Source organism: Micromonospora sp. NPDC005163, assembly GCF_053599835.1.
Map to the genome: position 1 here is coordinate 103,404 of NZ_JBSFYP010000020.1, position 15,510 is coordinate 118,913.

At 74.8% G+C, this 15,510-nt stretch carries 16 protein-coding genes; 3 read left to right on the forward strand and 13 right to left on the reverse strand.

All coding sequences use genetic code 11. The features are described 5' to 3' along the window. Nucleotides 1-13 precede the first annotated feature (13 nt). The 3 genes from ACWD6N_RS16325 to ACWD6N_RS16335 all read right to left on the reverse strand — a co-directional run bounded on the left by ACWD6N_RS16325 (nucleotide 14) and on the right by ACWD6N_RS16335 (nucleotide 2,618). Entirely contained in the window at nucleotides 14-631 is a 618-nt protein-coding gene (locus tag ACWD6N_RS16325; RefSeq protein WP_354962395.1) for a bifunctional 4-hydroxy-2-oxoglutarate aldolase/2-dehydro-3-deoxy-phosphogluconate aldolase, read from the reverse strand. Next, nucleotides 628-1,671 carry a sugar kinase gene (locus ACWD6N_RS16330; RefSeq protein WP_387322260.1) on the reverse strand — a complete coding sequence of 348 codons (1,044 nt, stop codon included), beginning with the start codon at nucleotides 1,669-1,671 and terminating at the stop codon, nucleotides 628-630. Before ACWD6N_RS16330 ends, ACWD6N_RS16325 begins: the two co-directional genes overlap by 4 nt. A gap of 77 nt (nucleotides 1,672-1,748) precedes the next feature. Next, nucleotides 1,749-2,618 (reverse strand): S1 family peptidase, encoded by an 870-nt coding sequence (locus tag ACWD6N_RS16335; protein WP_354962397.1) that lies wholly within the window; start codon nucleotides 2,616-2,618, stop codon nucleotides 1,749-1,751. 177 nt (nucleotides 2,619-2,795) lie between these two features. Between ACWD6N_RS16335 and ACWD6N_RS16340 the strand changes: the two genes are divergently transcribed. Then, nucleotides 2,796-3,974, forward strand: coding sequence for a low temperature requirement protein A (locus ACWD6N_RS16340; protein WP_354962398.1), 1,179 nt, complete (start codon nucleotides 2,796-2,798; stop codon nucleotides 3,972-3,974). A 10-nt stretch (nucleotides 3,975-3,984) separates the two neighbouring features. Here ACWD6N_RS16340 and ACWD6N_RS16345 read toward each other — a convergent pair whose 3' ends face one another. Next, nucleotides 3,985-4,557 carry a nucleosidase gene (locus tag ACWD6N_RS16345; protein ID WP_354962399.1) on the reverse strand — a complete coding sequence of 191 codons (573 nt, stop codon included), beginning with the start codon at nucleotides 4,555-4,557 and terminating at the stop codon, nucleotides 3,985-3,987. Between the two features lie 212 nt (nucleotides 4,558-4,769). Here ACWD6N_RS16345 and ACWD6N_RS16350 point away from each other — a divergent pair, with 212 nt between their 5' ends. Then, a complete protein-coding gene (locus ACWD6N_RS16350) occupies nucleotides 4,770-5,201 on the forward strand; it encodes a Rieske (2Fe-2S) protein (protein WP_387322258.1) in 432 nt (143 codons plus the stop codon). 12 nt (nucleotides 5,202-5,213) lie between these two features. On the opposite strand, the gene ACWD6N_RS16355 is transcribed toward ACWD6N_RS16350, so the two are convergent. The 9 genes from ACWD6N_RS16355 to ACWD6N_RS16395 form a co-directional block, all read right to left on the reverse strand. Next, complete coding sequence (locus ACWD6N_RS16355; RefSeq protein ID WP_354962401.1) at nucleotides 5,214-8,105, reverse strand: Hsp70 family protein; 2,892 nt, start codon at nucleotides 8,103-8,105, stop codon at nucleotides 5,214-5,216. 126 nt (nucleotides 8,106-8,231) lie between these two features. Then, nucleotides 8,232-8,855, reverse strand: coding sequence for a hypothetical protein (locus ACWD6N_RS16360; protein WP_354962402.1), 624 nt, complete (start codon nucleotides 8,853-8,855; stop codon nucleotides 8,232-8,234). 79 nt (nucleotides 8,856-8,934) lie between these two features. Then, the gene (locus ACWD6N_RS16365; RefSeq protein WP_354962403.1) at nucleotides 8,935-9,642 is read right to left on the reverse strand and encodes a RibD family protein; all 708 of its coding nucleotides are present in this window, start codon (nucleotides 9,640-9,642) and stop codon (nucleotides 8,935-8,937) included. Next, a complete protein-coding gene (locus ACWD6N_RS16370; RefSeq protein ID WP_354962404.1) occupies nucleotides 9,639-10,322 on the reverse strand; it encodes a GTP cyclohydrolase II in 684 nt (227 codons plus the stop codon). Before ACWD6N_RS16370 ends, ACWD6N_RS16365 begins: the two co-directional genes overlap by 4 nt. Nucleotides 10,323-10,380: 58 nt before the next feature. Beyond that, the gene (locus ACWD6N_RS16375) at nucleotides 10,381-11,319 is read right to left on the reverse strand and encodes a lysylphosphatidylglycerol synthase transmembrane domain-containing protein (RefSeq protein ID WP_354962589.1); all 939 of its coding nucleotides are present in this window, start codon (nucleotides 11,317-11,319) and stop codon (nucleotides 10,381-10,383) included. Between the two features lie 64 nt (nucleotides 11,320-11,383). Further along, nucleotides 11,384-12,208, reverse strand: a complete 825-nt coding sequence (locus ACWD6N_RS16380) for a class I SAM-dependent methyltransferase (RefSeq protein WP_354962405.1) — start codon at nucleotides 12,206-12,208, stop codon at nucleotides 11,384-11,386. Further along, complete coding sequence (locus ACWD6N_RS16385) at nucleotides 12,205-13,284, reverse strand: glycosyltransferase family 4 protein (RefSeq protein WP_387322806.1); 1,080 nt, start codon at nucleotides 13,282-13,284, stop codon at nucleotides 12,205-12,207. Before ACWD6N_RS16385 ends, ACWD6N_RS16380 begins: the two co-directional genes overlap by 4 nt. After that, on the reverse strand, nucleotides 13,284-13,682 hold the full coding sequence (locus ACWD6N_RS16390) for a 6-pyruvoyl trahydropterin synthase family protein (RefSeq protein WP_354962407.1): 399 nt from the start codon (nucleotides 13,680-13,682) through the stop codon (nucleotides 13,284-13,286). Before ACWD6N_RS16390 ends, ACWD6N_RS16385 begins: the two co-directional genes overlap by 1 nt. Nucleotides 13,683-13,684: 2 nt before the next feature. Continuing rightward, nucleotides 13,685-14,668, reverse strand: a complete 984-nt coding sequence (locus tag ACWD6N_RS16395) for a zinc-dependent alcohol dehydrogenase (protein WP_354962408.1) — start codon at nucleotides 14,666-14,668, stop codon at nucleotides 13,685-13,687. 117 nt (nucleotides 14,669-14,785) lie between these two features. Here ACWD6N_RS16395 and ACWD6N_RS16400 point away from each other — a divergent pair. After that, nucleotides 14,786-15,510, forward strand: a 725-nt coding sequence (locus ACWD6N_RS16400; protein WP_450004943.1) for a CDP-alcohol phosphatidyltransferase family protein, incomplete at its 3' end; no start/stop codon positions are given.

Genomic DNA, 15,510 nt, shown 5'->3' on the forward strand with positions numbered 1-15,510 from the left:
CGGCGAACCGGGATCAGCGGGCGGAGGTTCCGAGGGCGACCAGCTCGGACAGCCGGTCCAGCTGATCGGGATCGGCCAGCGCCGAGCCGACCGCCACGACCCGTACGCCGGCGTCGAGGAACGCACCGGCGTTGCCCGCGTCGAGGCCACCGGTGGCGACGAACCGTAGCTGCGGCAGCGGGCCGGCGACCGCCCGGAACCAGCCCGGTCCGAGGGAGATCGCGGGGAACGCCTTGAGCCAGGTGAGGCCGTGTCGCAACGCCTGCTGTGCCTCGGTCGGCGTGGCCACGCCCGGCAGGTGCGGCAGGCCGCGCGCGGCAGCGGCGTCGGCGACCGCGAGATCCAGGCCGGGCGCGACGGTGAACGCGGCCCCGGCGTCGGCCGCGGCCGCGACCTGCTCCACGTCGAGCACGGTGCCGGCGCCGACGATCCGGCCGCGCTCGGCGCCCGCCTCGACGGCCGCGCGCAGCGCCGGCACCGCGTCGGCGGTCGCCACCGGCACCTCGACCACGTCGATGCCAAGGTCCCAGGCGCGGCCGGCGAGCCGGACGGTCTCCGCCACCGGCAGGCCGCGCAGGATCGCCATCACCCGGGCCGTGCCGAAGACGTCGCCGAAGTCCGCTGTGCTCATGATCCACTCCATCCGAGATCGCTTGGAAGCCGGGCCAGGTCCAGCGGCGACCAGGCCTCGGCGGGGGCGTCCAGCAGCTGGTCGAACCAGGCCCACGGCGGCACCGGCGCGTTGTCGCCGCTGCTGCCCAACGCCTGGGCCGCGACCAGATGCCCGAGACGCAGCCGCCGTACCGTGTCGAGGCCGCGCAGCAGCCCGGCGAGGTAGCCGGCGGCGAACGCGTCTCCGGCGCCGACCGGCTCCACCACCGCCACCCGCGGCGCCGGGACGAAGACCGGCTCGGCGTCGCGGCACAGCGCGATGGCCCCCACCGCGCCATCCTTGACCACCACCGTCTCCGGCCCGGGCAGCAGGCGGCGCACCGCCGCCGGATCGTCCGTGCCCCACAGCGCGTCCGCCTCGTCCTGACCGACGAAAACCAGGTCGCTGCGGTCGGCGAGGTCGCGCAGCACCGACGCGGCCCGGTCGGCCGGCCAGAGCCGGGCCCGGTGGTTGACGTCGAAGCTGACCAGCGCGCCCGGCAGCGGCCGGTCGGTCACCGCGTGCTCGGCCAGTGCTCGACAGGGGGCGGAGAGCGCGGGGGTGATCCCGGACAGGTGCAGCACCCGGGCGCCGGCCAGCCGCTGGTCGGCCAAGGTGCTGGGGCCCATTCGGGAGGCGGCCGAGCCGGCCCGGTAGTAGTGCACCTCGGTCGCCGTCGCGCCCGGGTCCTTGACGTACAGCCCGGTGGGGGCCGCCGGATCCACAGTCACCAGATCCACCCGGACGCCGGCGGCGGCGACGTGTCGGACGACGGCCCGGCCGAAGGGGTCGTCGCCGACCCGGCTGACCCAGGCCGCCCGGTGCCCGAGCCGGGCGAGGTAACCGGCCACGTTGGACTCCGCGCCGCCGACCGAGACGGCGACCCGCTCGGCGTGCTCCAGTGGCTCGCCCGGCGCGGGGCACAGCACGACCATGGTCTCCCCCACCGTGGCGACCTCGACCGACGGGGAACCGGCCGGAGCGGTCGCGGAGTCGGGTCGGGCGTCGGGGGTCGGCACACGTCCTCCGGGCGAGGGTTCGGGGTGCGCCGAGCCTAGGCGCGTCGCGCGGGACGAGCAACTGCATCGCGACGAGGTCAGGGCAGCGTCAGCCCGTACGCGGCCAGCACCTCCCCGATCGGCTGGTAATAGGTGGTGCCGCCGGAGGTGCAGTTGCCGCTGCCGCCGGAGAGGATGCCGATGATCATGCCGGTGGCGGCCACGTAGAGCGGGCCGCCGCTGTCCCCCGGCTCCGCGCAGATGTTGGTACGGATCAGGCCGTAGACCACGTTGCCGCCGGCGTAGTTGACGGTCTGGTTGAGGCCGGTGACGGTGCCGCAGCGCACGCCGGTGGTGACGCCGCTGCGGCACACCGCCTGACCGACGTACGCGCCGCCGGCGCCGTAGATCGTCAGCAGCCCAGGGTAGGTGTAGACCGCGCTGGGATGGGCGATCCGGCCGGTGTAGCGGATCAGGCCGTAGTCGTTGCCGGGGAAGCTGGTGGCGGTACGGGTGCCGAGCACGGTGGTCTGCGCGCTGTCGGCGTACCAGGCGCTGGCGACGGTGGTGCAGTGGCCGGCAGTGATCACGTAGTAGGTGCTGCCGCTGCGCACGTTCGCGCCGAGCGAGCAGCGGCTGCCACCGCCGTAGACGCCCTGTCCGGCGGCGATCAGGGTGCGCAGCGTTCCGGGTTCCCGACGCAGCAGCGCGCCGGCCCGGTCGGCCACCGTCCGCAGCGCCGCCACCTGGGCAGGAGTCACGGTGTCGTCGACGGTGAGGGTCATCCGGCCGGTGGCCGGGTCGAGGCCCCAGGCGGTGCCGGGTGTGCGTACACCGGCCAGCGCGGCCACCGGGTCGGCGACGGGCGCGGCGGGGGCGGCGCGGTCGGGGACGGCGGCCTGCGCCGCGCCGGGCGCAACGAGCAGGAGGGCGGTCAGGACGAGGGCGACGAGCGGGCTGCGGAGCATCCGAACCTCCAAAGAGATCGAGATATATGGATGCCGTCAAGCATCGCCCGGCGGCTGTCGCCATGGCAACCACGCCCGGTCGCGCGCTTGACCAGGGGTCGGCGGGAATCGTCGATCCGGGGACGGGCCACGCCGTCGCCGCCGATAATCCTCGAAGGATGCGGCGGGAGGCCGGGCATGACCACCGGAGGCACTGCGGCGCTGGTGCGCCGCCCGGACGGATCGGCCCGGGCCACCCTGCTGGAGCTGCTCTTCGACGTGGTCTTCGTGGCCGCCCTCGCCTTGGTCTCGAAGCTGATCGCCGAACGTGAATCCTGGACCGGCGCCGCGGAGGTGCTGCTGACGCTGACGGCCATCTGGTGGACCTGGTCGGTCACCTCGACCACGACCGAGTTCTACGACCCTGATCAGCGCCCGATCCAGGTCATCCTGATGGTCGCCATGGTGGGGTCGGTGGGGATGGCGGCGGCGCTGCCGATGCTCTCGGCAGGGCACGCGATGGTCTTCGCGATCGCGTACGTCACCACGCACGTGGTGCGCGGCGTCGTCCTGATCACCTCGTTGCACCGGCAGCGGCATGAGGCGGCCAAGAAACGGGCCACGCGGTTCCTGTTCTGGTTCGTGGTCTCCGGCGTCTTCTGGATCGCCGGGGCGGTGACCGGCGCGCCGGACTGGGGACTCTGGGCCGTGGCGATAGCGATCGACCTGTTCTTCGCGGCGGTCCGGTACCCGACGCCCTGGCTGGGTCAGGTGCCCATGGAGCAGTACGACCGGACCACCGGGCACCTGGGCGAGCGGTACCAGCAGTTCATCATCCTGGCCCTCGGCGATATCATCCTGGTGCCCACCCTGGAGGTCAGCCGGACACAGTTCGACCGCTTCCGGCTCACCGCCCTCTTCTGCGCCTTCGCCATCATGCTGCTGCTCTGGCAGGTCTACGTCTTCCGGGCCGGCCAGTTCCTGTTGGCCGGGGTCGAAGCGAGGCAGGCGTCCCGACTGGCTCCGTACACCCATCTGGTGATGCTGACCGGCGTGGTCGGCACGGCGGCGTCGTTCGACCTGGTCGCCGCCCGGCCCACGGGAGAGACGCCGGTGCGGTGGCTCATGCTGATCGTCGGTGGTCCGCTGCTGTTCGTGCTCGGGCGCGTCCTGTTCACCTGGTTGGTGACCAACAACGTGCCGTGGCGGCGGTTGGCCTGGCAGCTCCTGCCGCTGCTGGTGCTGCCGTGGGCCGGCGGCTGGCCGCCGCTGCTGGTCACCGTGGTCGTGGCGGCCGGGCTGGCCGGTCACATCCTGACCCCCGGCGGGGGTCGGGAGACCAAGCCGGGGCTGGAGTGGCGGCGAAGCAACGACTGACCCGCGACCGTCAGGCGAGGTGTCGGGTGGCCCACTCGGCGAGGTCCCGGGCGCAGGCGTCGACCGACTCCCGCCACGTCCGGGCCGCACCATCCCCCGCCTCGTCGCTGACCTGCTTGACCAGCCGGCATGGCACGCCAGCCTGGTTGGCGGCCCAGGCGATCGCGTACCCCTCCATGTCCACCAGGTCTGCGCGCTGCGCCAACCGGTCCCGTGCGCCGTCGTCGGCCACGAACGTGTCGCCGGTGGCCAGCACGGCGCCCTCCGCGGCCAGCGGGAGCGGCGCGCCGTACGTCTGGCCGGTGAGCGTGCGCAACAGGGCGGTGTCCAGGTCGTGTTGGAGCACCGTGGCGACCTCGTGGATGCCGGTCCAGCCTGGGCGCAACGCCCCCGCCGTGCCCAGGTTCAGCAGCAGGGCGGGGCGCGGGCCGGCGGCCAGCACCGCCGCCACGGCGCTGGCGGCGTTCACCTTGCCCATCCCGGTGAACAGCACCGGCAGCTCCGGCGGGAGGTACCGGGCCTCCTCCTCGACGGCGAGCACCACCAGCGGACGATCGAGCCGGACCGTACCCCGAAGAATCACCGCAGCATCGTACGGGCCGTCCCGGAGGCGGGCGTTTCGGCCTCGGCGGGCGTGCGCCCAGCCATCATTCAGCTGGCTCGCAACGCGCGCCCAGCCGGATGGGGCAGGCTGGCCCGGCGAGCCACCGGACCCGTCCGGGTGCGCCACCGCCGACACCGGCGACCGCGCGCGGACCGACGGCGATCCGGTCCGCCGACGGAGAGGTGACGACGGTGTACGACGGGCAGGAGTTCCTCCGCGACGACCGCTGGTGCCTGAGCAGGCGAGCGCTGCTGAGCGGTGTCGGCGCGGTCGGCGCGGCCGGACTGCTGAGCGCCTGCGGCGCCGGCGACTCCCCCACCGGTCAGGCGGCTGCCACACCCGGCACCGTGCTGGCCCGCACCGGCGACGTGCCGGTCGGCGGCGGCACGGTCGTCGACGGTGTGCTGGTCGTCCAGCCCGAGGCCGGCACCTTCACCGCGTACGACGCGACCTGCCCGCACCAGGGCGCGCGGGTCGGCGCACCCCGGGACGGGGTGATCACCTGCCCCGCGCACAACTCCACCTTCTCGGCCAGCGACGGCGCCCGCCTCGCCGGCCCCGCCACGCGGGGGCTCACCGAGATCCCGGTCCGGGTCGAGGGCACGAACATCGTCCGCACCTGAAGATCGCGGCGGTTACTCGTCCACGAAGCTGTACAGGACGAAGTCCTTGTCGGCGCCGCAGGCGATCACCCGGGTGTTCCACGAGCAGGACGCGCTGCGGACGTCCTGGAGTTCGCCCAGTTCGTCGACCGCGCCCGGCTCGGCCCACACGCCGGCCAGGACCCGGTTGTCCGCCACCGTGCTGGGCGCCTTGGCGAAGACCAGCAGGTTGCCCTCGTCGAGGCGGACCGCCACGCCGCGGCGGTCGCGCAGCACCGCCTTGCCCTCGGCGTCGAAGACAGTGACCGTCGACTCCGGGCTCTCCCGCTGGGCGAGCAGTTGGGCGCCGAGCGGGACCAGGCCGGTCGCGCCCGGCGCCGCCCACCGAACCGGGCTCTTACCCTCGGTCGCCGCCACCACCTCGGTGCGCTCGGCCTCGCTGTTCGGCACCTCCAGCAGGCACGCCCGCCGCTCACCGCAGGCCACCAGCTCCTTCGGCCGGCGCTGGTCGTTCCCGGCCCGGTAGAGAACCACGGGCGTGGCGTCGGAGTTCAGGTCGTACGCCAGCAGCTGGTATCCGCCGTCGTTGGCCGCCACGTAGAGCCGGTCCTCGTGTGCCACCACCAGGTCGTCGAGGTCCGCGACGTTGCCCCACTGACGCAGCACCGAGCCGGAGGCCATGTCGAGCAACCGCGCCGACCGGTCCGCACCGATCTGCACGAGTCGCCGCCCCTTGCTCGTCCACGGGTTGCGGGGCGTGCCGTCGAGGAAGGCCGGCCCGCCGGCCGCCCCATCGGTGCTGACCGGCCGGACGACGGTGCGACCGCCGCCGTACTGGTCGCGGGGGTTGGCCTCGGTCCACGTCTCGTGGCCGTCGCTCAGCCGCAGGCCGACCAGCCGGTCGCCGGCCCGGTCCACCAGCACCGCCACGCCGTCGGCGAAGTACACGCTGTCGTCGCCACGGATGGCGCGGTTCCAGCGCTGCGTGCCCAAGCGACCGTCGAGGACGGCCAGCTGGCGGGGGGTGCTGTCGCCCGGCGCGTCGGCGATGACCGCGACCGCCCCCGGGACGGCCACCAGCCCCGTCCAGTCGTCGGCGCTGACGTTGGTCGGCTTGCGCCACAGCTCGTCGCCGGTGCCGGTGTCGACGGCGACCACCTCGAGCCGTTTGTCCGGCAGCGGGTACCCGAGGTAGGCCCGATCCTCGAGCACCGCCGTCCACATGCCGCTCGGCCGCTCGGCGCCGGCATGCGGCCGGGACAGCACACTCAGCGGTCGGAACTCCAGGTCCGGGTAGCGGTCGCGGAGGAAGTAGAGCGTCGACGCGGTGGCCACCCCGGCCAGGGCGAGCACCGCGGCGAGCACCACCCAGTGGGCCCGCCGCCAACGCGTCCCGGGGACGCGGTTGGGCGTCGGCGGCGGGGTGGCACCGTGGCCACCGACCAGGGTCGCCGGTACGCCCGCCGGCTCTGGTTCGGTCGGCGTCGGCAACCCCGGCCAACCTGACCCGGACGGCCCCGACGGCAGCGTCGACACCGACCCGTGCTGCGACGGCACGGTCGGGGCGGCCTCGGCGGGGACGGTGGGCGCGGTCGAACCGGCCCCAGCCGGGATGGTCGGCGCGGTCGAACCGGGCGCGGCGGGCGAGGTCGGCGCGAACGGTGGTCCGGCCGGTGACGCAGGGGCCTGCGTCGGTACGGCTGGCGAGGCTGGTGCCTGCGCCGGTCCGGCCGGGGCGCTCGGCGGGGCGAGCGGCGGTCCGGCGTACGCCGGCGCGGACAGTTGCCGGAGCAGCGGCAGGTCGGTCAGCGCTCCCTCGGCCACCGGCAACTCCGGCTGGTCCAGCACCGTCGGCGCCACCCCCAGCTCGGCGTGCAGCATCCGGGCCACCAGCGGGATCCGCGACGAGCCGCCGACCAGGAACAACCCGGCGAGCTGCTCGGGGCTGAGGCCCGCGGCGGCGATCACCTCCCGGGCCCGGTCGACCGCGCGGCGCAGCAACGGCGTGGCCACCCGTTCGACGTCCGCCCGGGTCAGCCGCACCGCCTCGGCCACGCCGGGCACGGCGACCGGCGCCACCGTCGAGCGGGACAGCGTCTCCTTGGCGCCCCGGACCTCGTCCCAGAGCCGGACCTGGTCGCGGCGCTGCGCCGGGTCCGTCGGGTGAATCAGCCGGGCCCACTGCGCGGCGTGCCGGTCACCGACCAGCTCGCCGACCCGCCGCACCAACGCGGCGTCCAGATCCAGGCCACCGAGATCCGGCAGGCCACCATCGGCCACCACGCGGAAGCCGGAGTCACCCCACGGGTCGGCGCCCTCGTTGCGCAGCACCGCGACGTCGAGCGTCCCGCCGCCGAAGTCGAACACCGTGATCGCGCCGCCGACCGGCACCGGCCGGTGCAGCACCTGCGTGTAGTAGCGGGCCGCGGCCACCGGCTCGCGCAGCAGCCGGGTGCCCGGCGGCGTCGGCCCGGCGAGCGTGTGCTCGGCCGCCTGCGGCCAGCCGGCCCGCATGAGCGCGTCGCCGAGCACCTGGCGCCGCGTGGCGTCCCATGCCGCCGGGCAGGTGACCACAGCCGGGGGCAGGAAGCCGACGGTGCCCACCGCGGCCCGCGCGACCGCCGCCAGCACCGCGGCGAGCAGCTCGGCCGGCGGGTACGAGCGGTCCCCGAGCAGCACACCCGGCTCGTCCACCCGACGCTTCGGGTTCGCCTCGAACCGGGCCGGATCGGCCTGCGCCAACCGGCGGGCGTCCCAACCGGCGTGCAGCGTGCCGTCCGGGTCGGCGTACACGGCGGACGGACTGACCGGCTGACCGTCCATCAGCAGCGGACGGGTCCGCCCGTCCGGCCAGCGCAGCACCGCGACCGTGTTGGACGTACCGAGGTCGACGCCGAGGGCGAAGCCCTCGTGCTGGCCTGCCATCTACCCGATACCTCCGCCACGACGAGGGAAACCCAGCCCCGCATGGTACGCATCCGGTGCTGGCGGGCTGATCAGTCGGTCGGAGTCGCGTCGGTCCGGCCTACCCGGGTGCCTGTTCACCAGCGCTCAGGGGGTCGTACAGCGGACCCCGCGTACGGCGGTGACGGTGACCTCCAGGCTCCCGGCCTCGGGCCAGTCTTCCGGCGACGGGGAGACCGGAAAAGCCCGCCCGTCGGTCGTGCCCACCCAGCGCTCGTACACCGAGAGGAAACTTGGCACGCCGTTGACGTCCTTGCAGTAGTACAGACCGGCCTGTCCGTCGCCGCTGCTGTGCACGGGCGCCAGGTCCAACGGCTGCGTCTTCCAGCCCGCGGCCAGGATGGCCGGCTCGTACATCTCGGCCAGCTTGTCCTGGGCGAAGCCCACGTCGAGCGCGAAGAACAGGCTGACCCTGGTGGTGGTGACGCCGGGACCCGCGTCGACGGGCTGTCCCTTGATCCGGGTGCTCTCGCGTTCACCTACCTGCCGGCAACCCTTCTCGACCGCTGGTGGGCCGACCGCGAGCGCCTCCGGCGGGCGGAAGGCGAAGACCGGTTCAGCGAGGTAGGCGGCGAGTAGTTCATCTTCGTGGGCAGGTGGATGACAGCCCTTGGCGAGCGGAGTCGCACTCGGGTCACCGCTACAGCCAGCCAGCATGGCGAGCAGGCACAGCGCGGCAACGACACCCGACCGAACCGCTCGTGAAGCCATGCGCCGGGACCCTACCGGGCCGAGAGGCGGCCACCGCACTCGCGGCGAACCACCTGGTGTGGGCCGGTCCGGCGTGGCGTCAGTCGCCGGGGCAGCGGTCGGAGAGGGCGTAGCGGAGCAGGACCACGTCGCCGATCTGGCGGGCCTCGGCCAGCCGGGCCCGGCGGCCCGGGTGCCAGGGGAAGCTGCCCTCGCCGACGAACCGGGGCGCCCGGCCGTCGCCGACGAAGAACGGGGCGACCACCAGGTGCAGTTCGTCGGCGAGGCCGGCGGTGAGGAACTGGGCGTGCACCGTCCCACCCCCCTCCACCATCAACCGCCGTACGCCCCGGGCGGCCAGGTCGGCCAGCAGCCAACCGGGGTCGACCGGCTCGCCCGCGTCCACCACGGTGGCCAGTCGGCCGAGCCGTTCCCGGGTCTTCTCCAGCGCGTCGCTGGCGCAGTAGACGAGCCGGGGCGCGTCGCCCGCGGTGAAGAACCGAGCCGTCGGGTCGAGGTCGCCCCGGGCGGTCAGGGTGACCTTGATGGGCGAGGCCGGCCGCCCGCCCGCCACCCGCTCGGCCCGCCGCTCCGCCGCGCGCACCAGCAACCGGGGATCGTCGCGGCGGACGGTGCCGGCACCGACCAGGATCGCGTCGCAACTGGCCCGGACGGCGTCGACCCGGTCCAGGTCGTCCGCGTTGGACAACAGGAGCCGCTGGTCGGAGGCGTCGTCGATGTACCCGTCGATCGAGGTGGCGCAGCTCAGCAGCACGTACGGCCGCGCCAGCGCCGGCCGGCAGCTCATGGGGCGACGGGCCGATCGGGGGTACGCCCAGCGGGAGCCGCGTCCGCCTCGGTCTCCGCAGCCTTGGCCGCCTTCGCGGCAAGGTAGTCGGCGTTGGCCGGGGAGAGGAAGATGCCGGTGGGCACCCGTTCGGCGACCGCCACACCCAGGCGGGTCAGCTGCTCCGCCTTGTCCGGGTTGTTGCTGAGCAGCCGGATCCGAGGCACACCCAGGGTGGCCAGCATCTGCGCGGCGGCGGTGTAGTCCCGCTCGTCCTCGCCCCGGCCGAGCGCGACGTTGGCCTGGTACGTGTCCAGCCCGGCGTCCTGCAGGGCATACGCGTCGAGCTTGGCGTACAGGCCGATGCCCCGGCCCTCCTGGCGCAGGTAGAGCAGGAAACCGCCGGCCTCGGCGATCCGCTGCACCGCCTCGCGCAACTGCGGCCCGCAGTCGCAGCGCTGGCTGCCGAACACGTCGCCGGTCAGACACTCGCTGTGCGGGCGGACCAGTGGCGGCTCGCCACCGTCGGCGAGCCGGTCCAGCGCGCCGGCCCAGTCGCCGAGGCCAAGGGCCAGGTGTTCGCGGCCGTCCACCAGGCCCTTGAACGAGAACACCCGGGTGGTCGTGGCGTAGCCGTCGGGAAAGGTCAGCGGCACCGTGACCTGCGTACGGACCGTGGCGACCGGCAATGCTTTGGGCATGGGACTCCTTTGTCCGGCGCCACCACCGTGCGGTGACGCGTACCGTCTCACAACCGGCTCAACAGCCGCTACCGGAGGCGGCTTCCCGACCGGGGGCCGGAGTCCGAGCACGCCGGGCGAGCAGCACGGCGGCACCCGGCAGGCTGGCCACCAGCACCAGTCCACCGTAGACGGTGGCGGTGGCGACCCCCTCGGCGGCGCTGAGCCCGGCCGCGCCGAACGCCCACGCCGCCACCCCCTCACGCGGGCCGAAGCCGGCGATGTTCAAGGGCAGGCCCATGGCGAGCAGCGCGAGCAGGGTGAGCGGCAGCAGCCGGGACAGCGGGGCGTCCGAGCCGGCGGTACGCGCCGCCACCAGGAAGGTGGCCAGGTGACCGGCGACCATCACGGTGGAGGCGACCAGCACCCCGAACCAGGTCCGCCGGGCCAGCAGCCCGGCGCGGACGTCCGCCACGGCGGTGCGCAGTCCTCGTGCCGAGCGCGACCGGCCGGCCTGCGGCAGGACCCGCGCCAGCAGCACGGCTGCCAGCCCAGCGGCGACCAGCAACGCGACGGCGGCCGGCAGGTACGGCCGCACCGGCGACGGGAAGGCGGCCAGCACCACCAGGGCGACGACCACCAGAACCACCTGACCGGCGGCACGTTCCCAGACCACCGCGCGGATGCCCCGGCTGACGTCACCGGCGTCCCGGCCGTGGCGTACCGCCCGGTGCACGTCGCCGAGCACACCGCCGGGCAGGGTGGCGTTGAGGAACACCGCGCGGTAGCAGTGCGCGACCGCGGTCGTCAGCGGCAGCCGTACGCCCAGGCCACCGGCGACCAGGCTCCACCGCCAGGCCGCGCAGACCGTGGTGAGGACACCGATGAGCAGCGCCGCGGTCAGCGCCGGCGCGTCGATCAACCGCACTCCGGCCAGGAACGGGCCGGCGCCCACCTGCCACAGCAGGGCGGCGAGCAGGCCCACCCCGCCGACCACTCGTGCCCAGGCCCAGAACATCGGCGCCGGTCCTCCCTGAAGATCGTCCACTTGCCCTAGTGCACGTACCCGGGGCGCGAGCGGTTCATCCGCCGGCCAGGAGGTCCCGGTGTTCGACCAGTACGCCGAGGCGCCCGGCCGCCGCGTCGGTCAGCCGGCGCTCGGCGTACGCCCGGGCCGGGCCGGCCAGTTCCGGGCGCTCCTCGCAGGCAGCGCCCAGCCAGCCCCGGAACCACTCGGCGGTCAGGTCGGCCTGGTCCGGACCGAGCCGCCACGGGCTGGGCCGCTCCCGGACCGGGACGCCCCGACGGGCGAACGCGACGACGGTGGCGGCGACGGCGTCCGGGCCGAGCAGCCGTCGGCCGTCGACGGTGCGCCGCTGGTGGTCGTTGAACGCGGCCTCGACCAGCGGGTCCAGCGGGTCGGCCGGGGTGAGTCGGACCCGCCCGGTGACCGAGATCGCGAACAGGGTGGGCCGGCCGGCGTCGGCGCAGGCGGCGACCACCCGCTCGACCTCCTCGGCGGTCAGCATGTCCAGCAGCGCGGACGCGGTGACCAGCGCGCCGTCGGCCAGATCGGCGGCGGTCAGCCGGGTGAGATCGCCGCAACGGGTTCTGACCGTGACCGGTGCGCCGTCGGCGGCGGTGACCCCGGCCATGCCCTCGGCGGCCCGGGCCAGCAGGTCGGCGTCCCGGTCGTGCAGCACCCAGTGCTGCGGGCCGGTCAGTCGGGCCGCCAGCCACCGGCTCATCGAGCCGGTGCCGCTGCCCAGGTCGTGGATCACGGTCGGCGCCTCGCCGGCCAGCCGGGGACGGACCACGTCCACCAGGTCCTCGGCGCGGGCCGCCGCGTCGGCGGGCTCGCGCAGCCGCAGCCAGTCGGCGAACGACAGGGTCTCCTCGACGGTCATGCCGCCACCTCCTCCAGCACGGCGGCCAGCAGCGCCGTGGTCACCGTCCAGTCGGTCAGGGTGTCCCGCCGGGCCAGAGCGGCACGCCGCAGCCGGGCCCGCAGGGCGTCGTCACTCAACCAGCGGGTCAGCGCGCCGGCCAGCGCGGCCGGGTCGCCCGGCGGAACCAGCAGCCCGGGCCGGTCACCGCCGGGCGCCTGACCGAGCGCCTCGGGCAGGCCGCCCACCTCGGTACCCAGCACCGGCAGGGCGCGGGCCAGGGCCTCGGTGACGACCATCCCGTACGTCTCGCCCCGCGACGGCAACACCAGCAGGTCGGCGGCGTCGTAGGCGACGTCCAGCGCGGCGCCGGTCAACGGGCCGGCCAGGCGGACCCGGTCGGCGACGCCCGCCCCGCCGAGCCGCTCACGCAGCCGGTGCACCAGCTCCGGCTCCCGGGCGAGCGTGCCGGCGCAGACCAGCGTCCACGACAGCCCGGCGAGCGTGGACAGCGCGGCCATCAGCACGTCGTGTCCCTTGTGGCGGGTGACGGCCGCCACGCAGAGCAGCCGGTTGCCGGTGACCGAACCGGGCGCCGGCGGCGCGGGCGTCACCCCCGGCGGCGCGGCCCGGACCCGGTCGGGCGGCAGCGGGTGGCGGGCCAGCAGCCGGCGGCGCGTCCACTCGCTGGTGGTGACGACGGCCCGGGCGGTGGCCAGCGCGAGGGCCTCGGCCTCGTCGTTCAACGGCAGGTGCACCAGGACCACGAGGCGCAGCCGCCGGGCGTGCGGGGCGAGCAGGTCCGGGACGGTCGAGGCGATCAGGCCGTCGAGCAGCACCACGGCGTCATCCGGCGCGGCGGCCAGCAGCCGAGCCAGCTCCGCCCGGTCGGTGGGGTCGGGGTACGGCCATGCGCCGGGCACCGCGTGTTCGTGCACCGACCAGCCCCGCCCGCCGAGGCCGGCGCAGATCCGCCGGTCGTAGACGTTGCCGCCGCTGGGCGTGGCCGGGTCGTCGATGTCGCCGGGCAGGACGACGTGCACGGCAGGGCCGGGCGAAGCGGGCCGGTCGACCGGCGTCGCCCGGCCCGCCCCGATCACAGCGACCGCTCGTAGCTGGCCCAGGCGACGTGCGACTCGTGCAGGGTGACGGTGATGCCGGCCAGCTCACGCGCCCCGGCGCCCAGCTCACCGGCGTGCACCCGCTCGGCCAGCCGGTCGGCGACCGTACGGGCCAGCACCTCGGTGGTGGTGTTCACCCCGGCGAACGCCGGCTCGTCGTCGAGGTTGCGGTAGGACAGCTCGCCGACCACGGCGCGCAGTTGCTCGGTGGCCAGGCCGATGTCGACCACGATGCCGTCGGCGTCCAGGTCGAGCCGGCGGAACGTCGCGTCCACCACGAAGGTCGCGCCGTGCAGGCGCTGGGCCGGGCCGAACACCTCGCCCCGGAAACTGTGGGCGATCATCATGTGATCCCGAACGGTCACGCTGAACACGGTCACTCCCCGTCGTCGTAGGTGATGAGGTGGCAGAGCGCGGGAAGGTCACCCGTGCTCAGTCGAGCGAGGACGTCGGGCAGCTCCTCGAACCGGGACGCGCCGGTGATCAACGCGTCGAAGGCCGGATCGTCGAGCAGGTCCAGGGCGAGCGCCAGTCGGTCGGCGTAGCTGCGCCGCCCCCGCCGTGCGGGCGCGACCATGCCGACCTGGCTGCTGCGCACGGTCAGCCGCCCCGAGTGGAACGCCCCACCGAGCGACACCTGCACCGGGCGGTCGCCGTACCAGCTCAGCTCGATCACCGTGCCCTCCGGCGCGAGCAGGTCCAGCGAGCGTTGCAGACCGTCGGCGGTGGCGCTGGCGTGCACGATCAGGTCCCGGTCGCCGGCCGCGTCGGCCGGTTGGGCGAACCCCACGCCGAGGGCGCCCGCCACCCCGGCGCGGCGGGCGTCGGTGTCGACCAGTTCGACCTGCACGCCGGGAAAGCGGGCGAGCAATGCCGCGACGCAGCAGCCCACCATGCCCGCACCGATCACGCTGACCCGGTCGCCGACCAGCGGCGCGGCGTCCCACAGCGCGTTCACGGCGGTCTCCACCGTGCCGGCGAGCACCGCGCGGGCGGGCGGCACGTCGTCCGGCACCGGCACCACCGCGGTGGCCGGCACGACGTACGCGCTCTGGTGCGGGTGCAGGCAGAAGACCGTGCGCCCGAGCAGCTCCGGTGGGCCCTGCTCGACCACCCCGACGCTGAGGTAGCCGTACTTCACCGGGCCCGGGAAGTCGCCCTCCTGGAAGGGCGCGCGCATCGCGGCGTGCTGGTCGGCGGGCACCCGGCCGGTGAAGACGAGTGTCTCGGTGCCCCGGCTGACCCCCGAGTAGCGTGCCCGGACCAGCACCTCGTCGGGGCCCGGGACGGGCAACGACACCGGCCGGATCTCCGCCGCGCCGGGCTCGCGCACCCAGCAGGCGTACGCCTCGCGGATCACCGTCGCGCACCTCACCTTTGCTCCCGGCCGAACCGAACGGCCACGTTTTCCGTGTTCCCTGTCGGGGTCGTCGATCATAAACACGGAGGTACGGTGCCCACGGTTCGAAGTGGTCCGATGATCGGGCTGAGCGCGCAACTGGTCGTGTTGGCGGTGCTGGCCGCCACGGTGGGGCTGGGTGGCGCCGGCTGGCTGGTCGGTACCGGCTACGCGGTGGTCACCTGTCTCGCGTTGAGCCGGGGCCTGCACCGGGCCGGCGCGTCCCGCCTGGGCCCGGCCGACCGGGTGACGCTGACCCGGGCCGTCCTGGTCGGCGCGGTCACCGCGCTGGTGGCGGACTCGTTCGGCCGGCCCGCGCCGGTGGGGTTGCTGGTCGCGGTGAGCGCGGTGGCGTTGCTGCTGGACGCGGTGGACGGGCAGGTGGCGCGGCGCACCGGCACGGTGAGCGCGCTCGGCGCCCGCTTCGACATGGAGGTCGACGCGTTCCTGATCCTGGTGCTCAGCGTGCACGTCGCGCCGGTCGCCGGCGGGTGGGTGCTGGCCATCGGCGTGATGCGGTACGCGTTCGTCGCGGCGAGCGCGGTGCTGCCCTGGCTGGGCGGGTCGCTGCCGCCGCGCTTCTGGCGCAAGGTGGTGGCCGCCGCGCAGGGGGTGCTGCTGGCGGTGGCCGCGGCAGGGGTGCTGCCCGAGCCGTGGACCACGCTGGTGCTGGTGGTGGCGTTGGCTCTGCTGGTCGAGTCGTTCGGCCGGGACGTGGCGTGGTTGTGGCAGCGACCCGCCCAGCCAGGGCAGCACCGCGCTCGCCGCGACGAACGCGTACCGCATCACGCCGATGGCCAGCA

Bases quoted from the DNA above. Each gene is read 5' to 3' on its own strand.
- ACWD6N_RS16325 (WP_354962395.1), bottom strand. From the start codon at position 631: ATGAGCACAGCGGACTTCGGCGACGTCTTCGGCACGGCCCGGGTGATG.
- ACWD6N_RS16335 (WP_354962397.1), bottom strand. From the start codon at position 2,618: ATGCTCCGCAGCCCGCTCGTCGCCCTCGTCCTGACCGCCCTCCTGCTC.
- ACWD6N_RS16340 (WP_354962398.1), top strand. From the start codon at position 2,796: ATGACCACCGGAGGCACTGCGGCGCTGGTGCGCCGCCCGGACGGATCG.
- ACWD6N_RS16355 (WP_354962401.1), bottom strand. From the start codon at position 8,105: ATGGCAGGCCAGCACGAGGGCTTCGCCCTCGGCGTCGACCTCGGTACG.
- ACWD6N_RS16360 (WP_354962402.1), bottom strand. From the start codon at position 8,855: ATGGCTTCACGAGCGGTTCGGTCGGGTGTCGTTGCCGCGCTGTGCCTG.
- ACWD6N_RS16365 (WP_354962403.1), bottom strand. From the start codon at position 9,642: ATGAGCTGCCGGCCGGCGCTGGCGCGGCCGTACGTGCTGCTGAGCTGC.
- ACWD6N_RS16370 (WP_354962404.1), bottom strand. From the start codon at position 10,322: ATGCCCAAAGCATTGCCGGTCGCCACGGTCCGTACGCAGGTCACGGTG.
- ACWD6N_RS16375 (WP_354962589.1), bottom strand. From the start codon at position 11,319: ATGTTCTGGGCCTGGGCACGAGTGGTCGGCGGGGTGGGCCTGCTCGCC.
- ACWD6N_RS16380 (WP_354962405.1), bottom strand. From the start codon at position 12,208: ATGACCGTCGAGGAGACCCTGTCGTTCGCCGACTGGCTGCGGCTGCGC.